Source organism: Candidatus Thorarchaeota archaeon (assembly GCA_013388835.1).
Classification (GTDB): Archaea; Asgardarchaeota; Thorarchaeia; order Thorarchaeales; family Thorarchaeaceae; genus JACAEL01.
This window is the reverse complement of the sequence record JACAEL010000060.1, coordinates 1-16,466: the sequence shown is the minus strand read 5'-3', so window position 1 is coordinate 16,466 and position 16,466 is coordinate 1. Positions and strand designations below refer to the sequence as shown.

Genomic DNA, 16,466 nt, shown 5'->3' with positions numbered 1-16,466 from the left:
TCGCTGCGTGGTGCATATACACCTCCGTGCGGGATCAGAACTCGAGGTCGGTTAGACACCTCATGAGACCTCGAGGAGTGACCCCAGTGCCGTCTCCTGGGAGCGACACGACTCCTGTGTCCAACTCTGTCCAACCAGAAATGAACGGTTTCTAGAAGTCGTCCGAGTATCAGTCCCAGTCTTACGGTGAGAGTTCTGGACGGCTTGTTCAACAGGGCCGCAGCGTCCGTCATTGTCATTAGGAAGTACTCATGCACGGGTCCTTGTGGTGCATACTACTTGAACGGCACGGGTCCCTCTCCATACTACGCTCTTCTGGAGGGCCGACGCAGCATAAGGCGGTTCAAGGACGAGGCCGTTGACACGGCAGTGGTCGAACGACTGCTCACCGCTGCCGGTCACGCCCCGTCAGCTCACGGAGCAGCTCCCGCGCGGTTTGTGGTCGTTGGGAGGAATCCTCTCAGACAGAGGTTGGTCGACAGGATGAGCGAGTGCTATCGGCATGATCTTGTCGCGGACGGATTCAGCACGGAGGAAGCTGAGGACAGGGTCAGCACATCGCGAAGACGGATTCTGGATGCCCCGCTTCTGATTGTGGGGTGTCTGACCATGCGAGACATGTGGAAGTACCCGGACCCGACAAGACAAGAGGCGGAACACACAATGGCTGTACAGAGCGTTGCAGCGGCGGTTGAGAACCTGCTCCTTGCGGCTCATGCGGAGGGACTGGGAGCCTGCTGGATGTGTGCCCCCCTCTTCGCGCCGCAGATTGTCGGTGAAGTCCTGGGACTTCCCAGCGACTACGAACCACAGGCATTCATAGTGTTGGGTTGGCCAGATGAGACGCCGCAGCCCAGGACACGACTGCCCGGTGATGACTCAACGACATGGCTCTTGTGAGGAGATGCCAGGGATGAGAGTCACAGCGTTGTGTGGTGGGGTTGGCGGGGCGAAGCTCGTCCTCGGTCTGCACTCTATACTGCGACCGGGCGAACTCACCGTGATAGGTAACACTGGCGATGACATCGAGCTCTTTGGTCTGCACATCTCACCCGACCTTGACATAGTGATGTACACGCTCGCGGGACTGGTAGATCAGGTGAAGGGCTGGGGTATTCGGGACGACACATTCGCATTCCTTGAAACGGCTTCCAGTGTTTATGGGCAAGAGCGGTGGTTCAACATCGGAGACCGTGACCTTGCGACGCACGTTCTGAGGACACAGCTTCTGAGGGAGAAGCTATCACTCACAAGGGTCACTGCCACGCTCTGCGACCTGCTCGGTCTGAGCACTCGCATCCTCCCCATGAGCGACGACCCAGTTCAGACTCATGTGAGGATAGCAGATGGCTCTCTGATCCACTTCGAGGAGTACTTTGTCAAGAGGGGATGCCAAGACGACGTCTGCGGTGTCGAGTATGTGGGCTCTGAGTCCGCAGTCGTCCCACCAGCAGTGCTTGGGGCGATAGAAGACGCAGATGTGATAGTCGTCTGCCCCAGCAACCCGGTCGCGTCAATCGGTCCCATCCTCTCTGTTCGCGGGGTGAGGCAAGCACTTGAGAAGTCCACGGTTCCAATTGTTGGTGTCAGTCCACTAGTTGGGGGGCGAGCGGTGAAAGGACCCACTGAGAAGTTCATGAAGGGGCTCGGAATGCCAGTGTCACCCGCTGCCGTTGCAGACTACTATGGCTTTCTGTCGCACTACGTGATTGACAGGCTGGATGCGGGACTAAAACACACCCTGGAAGAGAGAGGTCTTCATGTTACAGTCACTGATACCGTCATGACGACACTTGAGAGCAAGAAGAGCCTCGCAGAGACCGTGATTCTGGAGTCACTTGGAAGAGCTGCCCATCTCTGATTGACTGGAACCCAGCGGAGCACAAGACGGTCAGGATGCATGGCGTGAACCGTGTCAGGTTCATGTGCGAGAAGACCTTGTGACGAATGAGACGAGTCTCCGAAGGTTGCCCATGAGTCATCAGGGTCATGAGTCTGGTTCAACTGACGACGAGCAGTCTCTCGCGGCTGTCAACTGCAGGTTTATGAGCGGTCTCATGCGACCCGAAGGAACATCCGTGCGGTGAGAAATGGATCGGTTGTGTTCGTGGTGACAAAAGCGGTTGTGCTTATCCCTGTGAAATCGCTCTCACACGCAAAGAGCAGAATGTCACCACAGCTGGGTCTGCAACAAAGGAAAGAGCTGGTATTGCTCATGCTGCAAGGTGTTCTCGACGCCTTGGCCCGGTCTACCTCGGTCGAGAGGGTCTTCGTAGTCACTCCAGACGAGGAAGTGACCGACCATGTCCAGAGGCGAGGTGTCACAGTGATACAAGACTCTCCGGGTGGCGGTCTCAACGCCGCACTTGAGAAGGCCACATCACTGATAGCCCAGACCGAACCAGACTCCCCGTTGCTCATCTTGCCCGCGGACCTTCCACTCATTACACCCCACTCGGTGGACAGCATCGTGAAGACCGGGGAGCTGCTGCCCATGCCTGTTGTGGTTGCATCACCCTCCAGAGATGGCGGGACCAATGCCCTGCTGGTTCGGCCTCCGGGTGTGGTCAGGTACTCATTTGGGCCGGGCAGCTTCGAGTTGCACAGGAGAGCCGCACTGAGCTCCGGGGTGAGATTCGAGCAGTACGACTCACTGGAGCTTCTGCATGACACAGACACTATCCAAGACATCATAGACGTGCTGGACCATGAACCCAGTCCGGTCTTCAAATCATTTGTCGCGGGGATTGCCAACATCCCGGGCTCGCGAGCGCATGTGTGATATGCGCTTAGCAGAATCGAGTTCGTGCATGCGCATGCTGTCGCTCAGAAGATCACACGCTAGAAGAATACCTGCCTGATTATGGCCTCGGTCCCTGAGAATGCACCGACGTGTCCAGAGAACGCCGCGAGCTGCTGATTGTACGTCTTCTCAAACTCCTGAGCGAACATCTCGAGACGGTACTTCGTTTCCAGCAGAGGTGCGGTTACGACCAGTATGCATATGAACTGCGCCCTGCGGTGGAACAGGATGGTCTTCCTTCTGTGAGAGATTGCATCAACACCAGTGGTCTCCAGCAGTATCTCATCGACGAGGCTGTCGATTCCGCTGACAGCGCCTGCTACCAGCGCACCATCGATTGGCGCACTCACAGACGTGCCGCTGGCCGGTTCTTCGGACACTCTGAACCTGAAGTCAAGGAGAGGAATCGCCGACACGGGGTCAACCACCATGAGCCGTTCCAGCGTAGCATACCACTCCAAGTCCTCGATGGTAGGAAGCCACTCCCAGACTCGCATCAGCATCAATGACCCGATGAGGACGCCGGCATTCTTGAGAAGATGGCCCGAGTAGGTGTTGTCGAGCGATACGATGAAGTTGGCAAACCCAATGACACCTAGACCCAGCATGAACACAGCAGGTCGGAGCCTTCTCTTGACCGCCTCAAGATGGAGGAGGTCTCTTGTATAGACCCAAGTGTCATAGACGAGAATCAATGCGAGTCCCACGAATGCGATGACAACCTTCACACCAATTATGAGCAGCGGCACTAAGAGAACAGAATATGACACACTGAGAACGGTGAGCGTTCTTCGACGTCTCTGACCACGTAACAGGTCAGCTTCAATTGAGTACACGAGCACATTCATGCCAATGATCCAGACAGTGACGCCTGCACCGTTGACGACTTCCAATCCAAGGAATACAGCCCGAAGAGTCTCGTAGTAGAGAAAGGCAGTCTCACTCAGGACTGTATACACGAGAAATGATGCGAAATACACAGCGAGACCTGTGGTGGCGGTGACGCGAATCCCATTCTTACTAAGCAATGTCCAGGTCATGACGCCAAGTATCACTGCGACAGCCCACGTTGAGCCGGACAGTGTATCCCTGAGCAGAGAGTCAAGAAGAGAAGTGCCCTGCATTCTTCTCACGCATCGCTTACTAAGGATTGGGAATACGCGCTGCATTTCTGACTGATAAGCTAGCGGGTCAAGACGGCGGGGTGCCACAACCCCGGACTCCAAGATGCCGCACCAACTCACACAGCCAGTGCCTCTTCTGCTGCGAGTTGCACCGAACGCACTCTCTGTGACGCAGGTCTGGAGCTGCCCTGTTCAGCTGCCGCGACTCTCTTGGTGGTGACACGCTTGACAGCGTCGAGAACAAGAAGACATGCTCCCGACTTCCAGTATACATAGTGACCAGAGTATCCCGTATCCTGAATTCGACAGCCGAGGGCTCGGGGCACTGGTGAGAGGCAACACGACTGTCGCATGACTGCTGCGCGAACGAGCATCGCGCTCCATAGTGAGAATGCCCTCTCCGGTCCTGTTGCAGGCTTCAGACATCCCCTCTTGGACGATCAGCCACCAACGTGATTCTCAGCGGGTGATCCCTGTCCATCGGATGCTCTTCACCCCCTCATTCAGTCCTGTCGATACCAGTCGCTCCATCATATCGCGTGGGATAAGCTGGGCGTCCTTCAGAGGATACTCGATGCCCAGAAGCGAGTACTTCTCCACGCACATCTTATTGAACGCAAGCAAGTCCCAACGTTCAACGTTTGGCATGTACTGACCAATGAAGCGAGCGATCTTCTGGATGTTCTCCTCATCGTCGGTGTGACCCGGGATTATTGGGGTTCGGACCCACACAGGGACTCCGGAAGAGCCGACCATGCGGGCGTTTGAGAGGACCCGGTCGACCGGCACGCCAGTGTACTGCCGGTGTCGAGTTGGGTCCATGGTCTTCAGATCATATAGCACCATGTTCACGAAGGGCAGTATCCTCTGAAGCACACACTCATCACAGTGACCACATGTGTCAAGAGCGACATGAATGCCATCTCTCCGTAGCTGGGATGCAACAGCGACCACGAAGTCGGCCTGCATGGTCGGTTCGCCCCCTGACAGCGTGACACCGCCGCCCGACGCATTGAAGAACACCTTGTCCCGCGCCAGCTCAGTCGCCAGCCTCGCAGAGTCCCACTGCTCCCCCATGACCTTCATGGCACCAGTCGGGCAGACATCCTCACAGGCTCGACACCCGGTGCACTTCTCTCTGTCAATCCTCATGCCCTGCTCTCCGAGCTGAAGCGCCTCTTCCGCACAGGCTCTGATGCATGCTCTGTCGCCGATGCATCGCGTGGAATACCAGACTGTCTGTGGCCGCGGGTCGATTGTCTCCACGTTGTGACACCAGAGACAGCGGAGGGGACAGCCCTTCAAGAAGACCGTGGTCCTTATCCCTGGCCCGTCCTCCGTCGAACACCTCTGGATGTTCGTCACCATTCCTCTTGGCACTGTCAAAGGCCACACTCCATGGTCGCCATGGTCCCATCCTGAAGACTGTTGTCGGTGCGGACGAAGTGTGACTCTGAACACCTTGTGCAGCCGGGCAGGCCCTGTGACCGAGTCTCGATGTCCGCATGGCCGGACTCTTGCGTACCTGAGGTCATGTTGAACACTCTCGGGGGGACTCGAGCGAGGCCGGTGTGTCCCCGACGATATAAGGAGACTGAACGAAACCAGCTGCAGCAGTTGTGTGGTCAGCAAGAGAGATATAGTGAGGTGAAGTGGACTCGCAGTGCGTGACAATGACAGGCAGTACATACCCCAACTGCATCAAGAGACTTCCAAATGCGAAGACTCCAATGTCGGGCGTCAAAGGATGGGTCTCCCAGGGCACTGACTCGCAAGTCGTGTTCTTTGAGATTGAGGCGGGCCGCGTCGTGCCACCCCACAAGCACTGTGAACAGTTCGGCTTCATGCTAGAAGGAGAGATGGCTCTCACGATTGGGGACAAGACCACAGTCTACAGGAAGGGCGACTCCTATCACATACCTGCCGGAGTACTACACAGTGCGGAGTTCAGGACGTTCGTACGTGTCGTCGACTTCTTCTCGGACCCGAACCGCTATGAAACAGAGTAGCACGCAGTACACTCGCGCGAGCACCTCCTTCACATCTGGTCTGTGCGAACGAATAGTCCGGATAGCATCACAGAGTGCTCGTACACACGGATTGTCGGTATGACAACACCGTTTTGTCCCCGTTTCGCAGCGACTGCTGTTGTAGGCACGTAACCGGGCTCTTCGACCGGTCTTCATGATTCACAGGAGACCCCAAGTGAGCACGCCATGAAACCCTCGCGTGGATGCGAAACAAGCCCGCATGAAGACGCGTTTCGTGAGCACGACAACAGCACCGGTTCCGTGGTCTCGAAGAGGGCAGAAGCGGTCTCACTCGGGGCGCGGGCGATGACTTCCAGAATCAAGCTTAGCGATAACGGCGGTCGCGGCTATCGCGATAGTCACGGTCGTCGTAACGTCTGTCGCGTGTGCTAGAACGCCTCCTCTCTTCGTGTTGGCCTCGTGCCTTTACGACCATGAAGAGCTCCTTTGCAGCAACATCAATGCCCTTTCCGGCATTGGGCTTGCCTATCGATATCATCTGTTCACTGGTCCACCTGGGCTTCTTGTCCAGCCTGATCACAAGCGACTCTGGCTTTCCAAATCCGTCTTCGGCTTGTATTACCAGACCGGAGCAGGAAACCTGAGCGCCTGTGTCAACGAGCGTTCCTTCGATTTCCGCAATGACATCAGCACTCTGCATATGCTTCTTGAGCCATTCCACAGCTTTGCCCAGGTCTTCGCCCCTGAAGTACTGTTTGGGTTCTGACATTAGAACACCTCTAGGTGAGTGTGTATCTCTCATATGTGGTAGCGCGGAGACACCTTTCTCTGTATCGTCCGTGCTTATTCATTACTTTCTGCGAGCCCTTTTATCGTTTCGCACTATGAGTCGAGTCGCACGACTGCACTGGTTGTCAACAGGCGCCGTATTGTCCTCGACAAGCCCGGCCAAAGACACTATCGAATCCGTTTTATGCATGCAAGCGCATCGCCAGGCAAGGAATGGACCTGTGAATGAAGCGACGGTCGTAGACCACCTGTCTGAGCGCGTGAAGAGGTTGCGTGACCAGAGCGTTTCAACTGCGCCATTCATCTCAGCGGAACGAGCACGGTTGCTCACTGACTTCTACCAGAGTGGCACAGCAGGAGCGAGTTCAACCCCGGTCACGAGAGCCCTTGCATTCAGGTATATCCTTGAGAACAAGGAGATCCGCATCAACGATGGAGAACTGATAGTGGGAGAGAGAGGACCCAGCCCGAAGGCCACGCCCACCTACCCCGAGCTGTGTTGCCACTCGCTGATGGACCTGGAGGTTGCGAACTCGCGTGAACGGACTCGATTCACTGTCAGTGAGGATGTCAAGAGGTTCTATGCCGAGAGAGTGATTCCGTTCTGGAAGGGACACACGATGCGGGAACGCGTCTTTGCGGCGATGTCAAGAGAGTGGAAAGATGCGTTCGATGCAGGGGTGTTCACAGAGTTCATGGAGCAGAGGGCCCCCGGTCATGCCATTCTCGATGACAAGATCTACAGACGTGGTCTTCTCGACATCATTGATGACATCGAGAGGCGGATGCAGACACTTGACTTCTACAACGACCCTCAGGCCTACGCCAAGCAGGAAGAGCTCAAGGCCATGGTGATTGCAGCCCGTGCCGTCATCATGTATGCAGAGCGTCATGCCCAGAAGGCAGCCGAGCTGGCCAAGAGTGAGAGGGACCCCAGACGCAAGGAGGAGCTGCAACGGATTGCCCAGATATGCTCACACGTCCCTGCTCACGCTCCACGGGACTTCTGGGAGGCGTTGCAGTCATACTGGTTCATCCATCTCGGTGTCGTGACCGAACTCAATGTCTGGGACAGCTTCAATCCGGGCCGTCTGGACCAGCACCTCTACCCATTCTATGAAGCCGGTCTCAGAGAGGGCACACTCACACCCGAGTCAGCCAAGGAACTGCTTCAGTGCTTCTGGATCAAGTTCAACAACCAGCCAGCACCCCCAAAGGTGGACATAACTGAACAGCAGAGCGGCACATATCAGGACTTTGCGCTCATCAATAGCGGTGGTCTTGCCCCCGACGGAAGGGACGGCGTCAACGAGCTGTCCTACATGATTCTCGATGTCTGCAATGAGATGCGGCTCATCCAGCCGAGCGTCTGTGTCCAGTTCAGCAGACAGAATCCCGAGCGGTTCCTCAGGAAAGCAGTGGAAGTGGCGAAGGAGGGGTTTGGTCAGCCCTCCATGTTCAACACTGACATGATTGTCAAGGAGTTCCTCCGCGCAGGTAAGACTCTGGAAGACGCGCGTCGGGGTGGACCCAGTGGGTGCGTTGAGATCAGTGTGTTTGGAAAGGAGGCATGTATTCTAACTGGGTACTTCAACTGGCCCAAGATACTTGAGATAACGCTGAATAATGGTGTGGATCCGAAGACGGGAAAGAGAGTGGGAATCGAGACCGGAGACCCAACACGCTTCGCTTCATTCGACGAGCTGTTCGATGCTTACAGGAGACAGCTGCGTTACTTTGTCGATGTCAAGATAAGGGGCAACAACATCATAGAGCGGCTGTACGCCGAGCACATGCCAGCACCGTTCATGTCGCTCCTCTTTGACGGCTGTATCGAGAAGGCGAAAGACTACCACGATGGTGGACCCATCTACAATTCAACCTATATCCAGGGAGTCGGACTTGGCACCATCACGGACTCCCTCTCCGCAATCAAGCACCAGGTCTTCGAGTCCAAGCGCTTCTCGATGACCGACCTGCTTCAAGCCCTCCGCACTGACTTCAGGGGCAAGGAAGTCATGCGTGCAGTCCTATTGAACAAGACGCCAAAGTACGGAAATGACGACGCGCGAGCAGACGACATCGCAAGAGCAGTCTTCGATGCGTACTTCGAGTGCATCGACGGGAGGCCCAACACGAAGGGGGGACAATACAGGGTGAATCTCCTGCCCACAACCGTCCATGTCTACTTTGGGCAGATGACGGGTGCCACACCGGACGGTAGGCTGTCTGGGACTCCACTCTCAGACGGTATCTCACCCAGTCATGGGATGGACAAGAACGGACCGACCGCTGTCATCCAGTCAGCTGCTCGTATCGACCACTCAAAGACCGGAGGGACCCTGCTTAACCAGAAGTTCATGCCGGAGGTGCTGGCCACAGAGGAGGGAAGGCAGAAGCTGGTCGGACTCGTGAGGGCTTACTTCGAGCTGGGTGGCCATCATATTCAGTTCAATGTGGTCAGCGAAGAGACCCTGAGAGATGCACAGGCCAATCCAGAGCGCCATCGAGACCTCATTGTCCGTGTGGCCGGATACAGTGACCACTTTGTCAGTCTTGGACGCGGCCTTCAGGATGAGATCATTGCAAGGACAGCTCACCGACGAATATGAGTGTGCGACGTAGCGCCGCACTTCGGCTCAGTGAGAACAGAGATCTGAATCACTCTGTGCAGAAGCTGCCAATCCCAATTCGCGATGCCAGAGGATGCGGCTCAAGTCTGGTAACTAGACAAGCGCATGCAGCGTGGCGGAACGAGCGGTCTCGCACAGCTCGGTCATCTGACCTAGCTCGAAGATATATACCGGCTCACCTCTTGGAGCCAGTCGTGTCGGACAGGACAGACGGGTCTCGTGTCTCCGCGCTCGTGTTACTCAGCATCCTCTCAATGGTATACGCCGAGGTCTACTCCGGTTCTTCACCAGTCTGGTTCATAGACCCATTTGCCTACATCATCACACTGCCGCTCTACGGTTCGCACGCCGTGCTGTTGCTAAACCTTGCTGTCAAGTATCATAGGGCATCTCTGCCTCATCTGTATCTGTTTGGTGTGCTGTTTGGTCTTTACGAGTCTTGGATAACGAAGGTCCTGTGGGCAGGCTATCCGGGTTCAACCGGGCCTATGCTCGGCACAGTGGTAGGGATTGCATGGGCGGAGTTCTTCACGTTGGCTTTTCTGTGGCATTCCATCTTCTCGTTCATCATCCCACTGGTGGTCTATCAGCTACTGTGCGCAGCGTCATCCACGGACCAACGCCTGGAGCTGCTGCCGGGATTCGTGAACCTTCTGAAACCAAGGGGCCTGAACCGTGCACTGTGGCTACTGGCCGCGGTCATGGGAGGTGTGTTCTTCTCACTCAGTCCGGTTACGGACTCAGGCAACAGCCTGTTTGTCTCCACGGCGAGCATTGTCATCATCGTTGTTGTGTACGCGCTAACCAAGAGAAGAGTTGGCACACTGAAGATCTCGTCGGTCCTTCTCGGAAGACGTGGCCTGAGACTCCTTGTGTCCTACGTTGTTGCTCAGTATGTAGTCCTGTTCCTGATTCTTCTCCCCGAGCGCATTCCCGGAGCGGAGTCGATAGTCGGCACACTTGTAGTCTATGGCTTGCTCATACTCCTGCTGCGCAAGACCCCTGTTTGCCAGCCTGCAGGGCCCACTCCCCGCGAAGGGCTCCTGACGTTCAAGCAGTTTCTCTTATGGAGTGGGCTCTTCGTCCTCGTATCGTTCATTGTTCCTATCCTCGCTGATGTGGGATTCGTCATAGGTGTCCTATTCCTTCTTGCAACTGTCCCTCTCGGACCTGTCATCTTTGCCACGCTTGCACGGAGAGCGCTTCGGACGCACACAGAGATGGACAGCACAGCGGAGCGTTCTGTAACTGCACAGTGAGTGATATCCAACCAGCAGGTGCGTCAACAGTCCGCGCATCTTTCCAGCATGGATTGACAATGACTGGAATTGGCTTAAATACAGGTCACCACTACCTGAGGGGAACGTCTGAGCATTGGGGACGAGACAGTCGATGAGCGAGAATGTCGTTACACTGGACGATGGACATGAGCTGTTCTACCGAGTGTGGCGGCCTCAGAACAGGCCAAGAGCCGCACTGATGGTGTCTCACGGATATGCTGAGCACTCCGGCAGGTACGGTAACGTTGGTACGGCGTTGACCGCGGCGGGATACGTTGTATACGCCCATGACCAGCGTGGACACGGCAAGAGTAAAGGGATGCGAGCACACGTCGAGTCACGCCAGCATCTGCTTGACGACCTTGTCAGTCTCTTGTCATTAGTACGAGAGAAGGAGGGCGACAACATACCAGTGTTCCTGCTTGGCCACTCATTCGGTTCCGTCATATCAGTCCACTTCGCTGCAGAGTACCAAGACGAACTCAAGGGGCTCATACTGTCCGGAGCTGGCATCAGATATGGGGACTTGAGCAACTCACAGCTGCGGCAGATAAAGGTCGCCTGGAGGTTGGCACCAAAGAAAGTCATGACCTCTGAATTCGACCCATCACGTCTCTCACACGACCAGGATGTGATCAGTGCTTACAAGTCAGACCCTTTGGTCTTTGCAGGTTCGGCCTCGCTCGGTCTGCTACGGGCGATGACTGGATTGATGGAGAGTATTCGGAAGAAGGCAGCGACACTGAGGATTCCAGTTCTCATTCAGAAGGGTGGTGGCGATGTTGTCGTCTTGGGCGAGAGAGAGCTACATGACAGCATGACGTCCACACAGGACAAGACCCTCAAGGTCTACGAGGGGTTGTTTCACGAGATATACAACGAGACTGCCGACCGAAGGAAGGAAGTGCTCGACGACCTCGTCGCTTGGCTCGACAAGCACCTGTAGACGTCACTCGTCAGTCCGACAGCCACGCAGAGTCGGACACACGGGGACACAGGCAGAAGCACATGCTCGAAGGCCCTATCTGAGACCAAATGCACTCTGGACAAGGTCCGCCAGTCGCTGTCCAAAACGGACCACTGGAGCGCCGTCGACGACATCGTGATTGAACATCATTGTGACGCTCAGCATATCGCGTATCTCAATGCGGTCTTCAACGACACCGGGTTTTCGCCCAATCCCTCCCAAGATGAAGACAAGGGGATGAGTACCTATCGGCAGACCCCAGCCACCCATCCTCGCGAACATCCCAACAGAGCTGACCAGCACGGTGCCCAAGTTCTTCTTGACAAAGAACGGGTCCTTCCACTTTCTGTAGACAATCCGTCTGAAGACCTTGGGCAGCGATGGAAATATCCTCGCAAGTCTTGCTATCCGCTCACCAGAGCCCTCGCCAAGCTGTTCCCACGAGTCGCTTAGCTTCTGCCTCTGAGCAGCACGGATTTCGTTCGTGATCTGTGAGACCGTCTTGTCCTGTGCGCGCCGGACTATCAACGGTTTTGGAATAGTCCCGTCCTTGAAGTTCGTCTCCAGAAGGACTGAGACATCAATGTCGTCAAAGACTATGAGGTGCTTCTTCCCATGTCGCATGGCATGGACAATCTTATGCTCACTGACAGCCTGCGCAATGCACTTGGTCACCCACCCTGTGAAAGAGAGCTTCTCTTCGCCGCTGGCTGCCTGTTCGGACAGGATTCTCCGCGCCTCCGTCACATCAACCTCTGCAAGTCCACTCACGTAGTGACGCTTCATGCCAAGGTCGAATATGTCAGATGCAATCACACGTTCCTTCGGATAGACCTGCTCTTCGTACTTGCCTATGTAGTCCATTGGTGTAACACAGCTTAAGCATTTCGTCCTTCAGAAGGGACTATGCACTCCATCTCTTATCAGTTGTCCCCGTTCCGAAGACACTGAACAGAAGGTTATCTGGAAACAGCATCGAGGTCTTCACTGCGGCGGGGCTGGGTCAAGAACTCTCGACGGATGGAGTGGACACACAGATCGGGATACACAGTTGCCGTGACGAGCAGACTCCTGACTGTACACTAGAGCTGAGCCAGTCGACTCTGGAGTAGTAGGAGTTCTCCAGCAAGGACGATAAGATCATCTCTGCCCTCGACTTCCTCTCTCCACTCCGCGGGGATGGCCTGAACTCCGAGGCGCGCACCAGCTATGGCTCCTGCAATGCAAGCCTTCGAGTCACAATCACCGCCTGAGTTTGCAGCCTCCAGCACGATATCCCTGAACGACTGAGGATGAAGTGTGTTCGCATATGCAGCTCCCGCGACAGCCTCCTCCGCCGTCCATCCATCGCCCAGTTCACGGTGTGCCTGTCTCACCGAACTGGTCATGGTAAGGTGAATCACCTTCTGCACATGTCCCGCAAACTCCAGGCTAATCGGCATTGTGAACGACACAAGGTCAGGCAGGAGGTTCATGACCGGGATGCCATCGAGCGACCTGGCCACAAGGTAGGCCGTTGCTACAGAGCCTGCTGTTGCCACCGGACTGCCATGTGTCATCAAGGACACCTTCGATGCGTAGAATCGCAGAGCATCCAGCGCATGAGGATACGCGAGCCCGATTGGAGCGGACCGCATCGCGCTCCCACACCCCTTCGAGTCGTTGTCACCCGACTGAGACCAGTGGACTCCAGTGGCCAGCTGGTGCACTCCTTGCATACATGTGAGTCCCGGAGAACGAGCTGGCCGAGTCTTCTTGGCCCACTCCACGAACTCGTATGCTATGCTGCTCAGGATAGACTCCGAACTCAGGTCTTGCGAGCGAGTCAGGCCTCGTGCCACTGCGATTGACATCTCAGTGTCGTCAGTGAATGAGCCGGGTGGAAGGTCCCTGAACGACATGAAGGACGTGACACCGTCAGGCGGCCAACGTATACGTATCTGTTCATAGCTGAGAAACTCGGTCGGACCCCCAAGCGCATCTCCGACCGCAAGCCCCAGCAGGCATCCCTCATATCGGTCTCTGGAGGTTATCACCATGTCACGTCTTCGCAGTGTCTTGTCGTAGACTCCCGATATATGTCATTGGTCCCTGTACTGGTCGCAGCTCATTATGTATAGGTGTACAGCTCGACGACGACAAGACCTAAATGTACGGAGCGGTCAACAGGACGCCAGAACCGACAGTGCACAGGTCGGATGTCAGCAAGCCATGAGGTGGCGGATGAGAATGCTGAAGGAGTTCACATACGAGGTTCCAAAGATAAATCGCGGGTATGCGAACCAGACACTGTATGTCAACCTGACGGACAACACCGTGGCAGTAAAGCCTGTTGATCAACGAATGAAGGACACATTCACCGGAGGAAAGGGATTCGACCTCTGGCTCATGTGGCAGGCACTCCCTAAAGACAGGATAGTGAAGTGGGACGACCCACTCAACGAGATCTGCATTGCGTCCGGTCCACTAGGTGGGGTAACACAGTACCCCGGAGCTGGCAAGTCCATCGTCACGACAATCTCACCGCTCACAGGTATTCCAATTGACAGCAATGTCGGAGGGTACTTTGGCCCGCACCTCAAGTTCTCAGGCTTTGATGCGCTCGAGATTCAGGGAAAGGCTGACAGGGATGTCTACGTGCTCATTGACGGTGACAAGGGCAGGGTTGAGATACATGACGCGAGCGACCTTCCCGACACTGCATATGAGATAACGCGGGTACTGACGGAACGTCACTCTGAGAAGGGCGGGTCAGACATATCGGTAGTGTCCACGGGCCCCGGAGCAGAACATGCATGGATTGGGTGTCTGAACTTCTCATGGTGGGATCAACGCAGAGCCATGCCTCGCTACAAGCAGGCAGGACGCGGAGGGATTGGCACTGTCTTCAGAAACAAGAGACTCAAGGCGCTCGTCGCCAAGTTTGACAAGATAACGCTAGAACTCAGCGGCCCCGCAGACTTGGAGGGAGTGAAGGCAGTGGGCCGCGAGCACTCCTCAGAGATTCTCGAACTGGACCCCAAGCAGAACCGCATGCGTGTGTTGGGCACAGGTCACCTGCCCTCAATAATGGACGAGTTCGACCTGTTGCCAGTGCGAAACTTCAGGGCTGGAAGTGACCCTGAAGCAAAGCATCTCTTCGGTGACGTATGGGAGAAGACCTTCACCAACACAGGAAAGGGTTGGGATGGCTGCTGGAGACCATGTGCCATAAACTGCTCGCACTGTATCGAGGGCTTTATCCCCAAGACCGGACCTTTCAAAGGTCAGAAGGTCGTGGTCGATGGGCCCGAATATGAGACCATTGCAGGCTGCGGTTCTAACATGGGCATCTTCGATGCTTCATGGGTGGCGGAGTTGAACTTCTACTGTGACGCCTACGGGATTGACACCATCTCGTTTGGCACGACAATGGCGTTCGTGATGGAGCTCTTCTCAGACGGACACATCGACCAGAAGGCAACAGGCGGTCACAAGCTCAACTGGGGAGCTGCGGAGGAGTCACTAGCAGTCCTTCACGAGATTGCTCAGGGATAGGGCTTTGGTGGTCAGCACTTCGGCAAGGGCGTGGCATACCTCAAGAAGTACTTCGCCGAGAAGTTCGGTGTTGACGCCAAGCATATGCAGGACATCGGCATGGAGCACAAGGGCCTCGAGTATTCAGAGTATGTGACGAAGGAGAGTCTTGCCCAGCAGGGTGGCTATGGCCTCACACTCAAGGGTCCTCAGCACGACGAGGCATGGTTGATCTTTCTCGACATGGTTCACAACTACATGCCGACCTTTGAGAAGAAAGCGGAAGCGCTACACTACTTCCCACTGTGGCGCACATGGTTTGGCCTCAATGGACTGTGCAAACTCCCGTGGAACGACGTGGTGCCTGCCGACAACAAGCAGACTGCAGAGCCTGCTAAGGTGCCCAAGCATGTCGAGTTCTATGCAAGGTTCTTTACTGCCATGACAGGCATTCCAAGCAAGGGTGCGGACCTCATACTGAGAAGCGAGAGAGTCTACAACTTTCAGCGCATCTTCAACATCCGTCAGGGGAAGGGGCTGCGAGTGCACGACTCCAACCCGCCGTACAGAAGCGTCGGTCCCGTCACCGAGTGGGAGTACGAGAGCAGGCGCGAAAGATACGACAAGCAGCTGCAAGAGAAGTGCGGAATCGACTGTACCGGCATGACGACAGCCCAGAAGCTCGCCAAGTTGAGAGAGTACCGAGAGGAGCAGTACAGGCTTCTCACAGACGCCACATACAAACGCAGGGGCTGGACACGCAACGGAGTACCGACGCTGGAGAAGGTGAAGGAACTGGGTCTGGACTGGGTGCCCGGTCTGCTCGACCTCATCAAGAAGAACGTCGCCAATGACCCTCCGAAGGAGACCCTCCCCAAGAGTGACTCTGCGTGGAGATAACGGTCCAGAGCATCTCCACATCACAAACAGTGCGACTCGGACTCGAACTGCTCATCCACCCGTGCGGCGCTCGGACAGGCGGCACGAAACCTCAGTCTCAGTGGGCCACAGCACGAGCCTGCAGAATGACCGGACTCTGTACAGTCCACCACAGTGACGGACCTGCCGCAAATCGCGACACTAGGGTCAGATGCGTCAGTCGCTTGACGTCCGTGCTAAATCAGACATCGGATATCATTGCTCCTCGTCGTACACGTCATCTTCGGTCGTCTCCGCGGGGGGTACCAACAGATCCCTGTGAGACTCGGCGGCGGCGGGGTTGGCAGCAGCTGCCCAGAAGTTGGACAGTCTTGGACATCGCTGCGGGGTGCATATACACCTCCGTGCGGGAACGGAGAGCTCGAGGTCGGTTCGACACCTCATGAGACCTCTTCTCGAGGAGTGACCCCAGTGCCGTCTCCTG

Annotated in this window: 12 protein-coding genes and 1 pseudogene; 8 read left to right on the top strand and 5 right to left on the bottom strand. The window is 55.9% G+C overall.

From position 1 onward, the window contains the following. The first annotated feature begins 186 nt into the window (after nt 1-186). The 3 genes from HXY34_10275 to cofC all read left to right on the top strand — a co-directional run bounded on the left by HXY34_10275 (nt 187) and on the right by cofC (nt 2,782). Nucleotides 187-900, top strand: coding sequence for a nitroreductase family protein (locus HXY34_10275; protein NWF96512.1), 714 nt, complete (start codon nt 187-189; stop codon nt 898-900). A gap of 4 nt (nt 901-904) precedes the next feature. Continuing rightward, nucleotides 905-1,861: a 2-phospho-L-lactate transferase gene (locus tag HXY34_10270; GenBank protein ID NWF96511.1), complete on the top strand. Its 957-nt coding sequence runs from the start codon at nt 905-907 to the stop codon at nt 1,859-1,861. Between the two features lie 249 nt (nt 1,862-2,110). Beyond that, nucleotides 2,111-2,782, top strand: a complete 672-nt coding sequence (gene cofC, locus HXY34_10265; protein NWF96510.1) for a 2-phospho-L-lactate guanylyltransferase — start codon at nt 2,111-2,113, stop codon at nt 2,780-2,782. Nucleotides 2,783-2,841: 59 nt separating this feature from the next. On the opposite strand, the gene HXY34_10260 is transcribed toward cofC, so the two are convergent. Beyond that, a complete protein-coding gene (locus tag HXY34_10260; GenBank protein NWF96509.1) occupies nt 2,842-3,927 on the bottom strand; it encodes a hypothetical protein in 1,086 nt (361 codons plus the stop codon). 459 nt (nt 3,928-4,386) lie between these two features. Next, on the bottom strand, nt 4,387-5,313 hold the full coding sequence (locus HXY34_10255) for a glycyl-radical enzyme activating protein (protein NWF96508.1): 927 nt from the start codon (nt 5,311-5,313) through the stop codon (nt 4,387-4,389). Nucleotides 5,314-5,657: 344 nt separating this feature from the next. On the opposite strand from HXY34_10255, the gene HXY34_10250 reads away from it, so the two are divergent. Further along, entirely contained in the window at nt 5,658-5,936 is a 279-nt protein-coding gene (locus HXY34_10250) for a cupin domain-containing protein (protein NWF96507.1), read from the top strand. Between the two features lie 346 nt (nt 5,937-6,282). Here HXY34_10250 and HXY34_10245 read toward each other — a convergent pair whose 3' ends face one another. Further along, complete coding sequence (locus HXY34_10245; GenBank protein ID NWF96506.1) at nt 6,283-6,687, bottom strand: hypothetical protein; 405 nt, start codon at nt 6,685-6,687, stop codon at nt 6,283-6,285. A 268-nt stretch (nt 6,688-6,955) separates the two neighbouring features. Here HXY34_10245 and HXY34_10240 point away from each other — a divergent pair, with 268 nt between their 5' ends. The 3 genes from HXY34_10240 to HXY34_10230 all read left to right on the top strand — a co-directional run bounded on the left by HXY34_10240 (nt 6,956) and on the right by HXY34_10230 (nt 11,566). Further along, nucleotides 6,956-9,319 (top strand): glycyl radical protein, encoded by a 2,364-nt coding sequence (locus HXY34_10240; protein ID NWF96505.1) that lies wholly within the window; start codon nt 6,956-6,958, stop codon nt 9,317-9,319. 215 nt (nt 9,320-9,534) lie between these two features. Then, complete coding sequence (locus HXY34_10235; GenBank protein ID NWF96504.1) at nt 9,535-10,599, top strand: hypothetical protein; 1,065 nt, start codon at nt 9,535-9,537, stop codon at nt 10,597-10,599. Nucleotides 10,600-10,732: 133 nt separating this feature from the next. Further along, nucleotides 10,733-11,566: a lysophospholipase gene (locus HXY34_10230; GenBank protein ID NWF96503.1), complete on the top strand. Its 834-nt coding sequence runs from the start codon at nt 10,733-10,735 to the stop codon at nt 11,564-11,566. Between the two features lie 75 nt (nt 11,567-11,641). On the opposite strand, the gene HXY34_10225 is transcribed toward HXY34_10230, so the two are convergent. Both HXY34_10225 and HXY34_10220 read right to left on the bottom strand, forming a co-directional pair. Beyond that, nucleotides 11,642-12,451, bottom strand: a complete 810-nt coding sequence (locus HXY34_10225; GenBank protein ID NWF96502.1) for a 2-oxo acid dehydrogenase subunit E2 — start codon at nt 12,449-12,451, stop codon at nt 11,642-11,644. Between the two features lie 218 nt (nt 12,452-12,669). Beyond that, complete coding sequence (locus HXY34_10220; GenBank protein ID NWF96501.1) at nt 12,670-13,626, bottom strand: ADP-ribosylglycohydrolase family protein; 957 nt, start codon at nt 13,624-13,626, stop codon at nt 12,670-12,672. A gap of 184 nt (nt 13,627-13,810) precedes the next feature. On the opposite strand from HXY34_10220, the pseudogene HXY34_10215 reads away from it, so the two are divergent. Beyond that, nucleotides 13,811-16,003 (top strand): annotated as a pseudogene (locus tag HXY34_10215) (aldehyde:ferredoxin oxidoreductase). Nucleotides 16,004-16,466 lie beyond the last annotated feature (463 nt).

What these genes read in the sequence shown, in the direction of transcription:
- HXY34_10270 (NWF96511.1), top strand. Translation starts at nt 905, where the DNA reads ATGCCAGGGATGAGAGTCACAGCGTTGTGTGGTGGGGTTGGCGGGGCG.
- HXY34_10260 (NWF96509.1), bottom strand. Translation starts at nt 3,927, where the DNA reads ATGCAGGGCACTTCTCTTCTTGACTCTCTGCTCAGGGATACACTGTCC.
- HXY34_10250 (NWF96507.1), top strand. Translation starts at nt 5,658, where the DNA reads ATGTCGGGCGTCAAAGGATGGGTCTCCCAGGGCACTGACTCGCAAGTC.
- HXY34_10245 (NWF96506.1), bottom strand. Translation starts at nt 6,687, where the DNA reads ATGTCAGAACCCAAACAGTACTTCAGGGGCGAAGACCTGGGCAAAGCT.
- HXY34_10230 (NWF96503.1), top strand. Translation starts at nt 10,733, where the DNA reads ATGAGCGAGAATGTCGTTACACTGGACGATGGACATGAGCTGTTCTAC.
- HXY34_10225 (NWF96502.1), bottom strand. Translation starts at nt 12,451, where the DNA reads ATGGACTACATAGGCAAGTACGAAGAGCAGGTCTATCCGAAGGAACGT.
- HXY34_10220 (NWF96501.1), bottom strand. Translation starts at nt 13,626, where the DNA reads ATGGTGATAACCTCCAGAGACCGATATGAGGGATGCCTGCTGGGGCTT.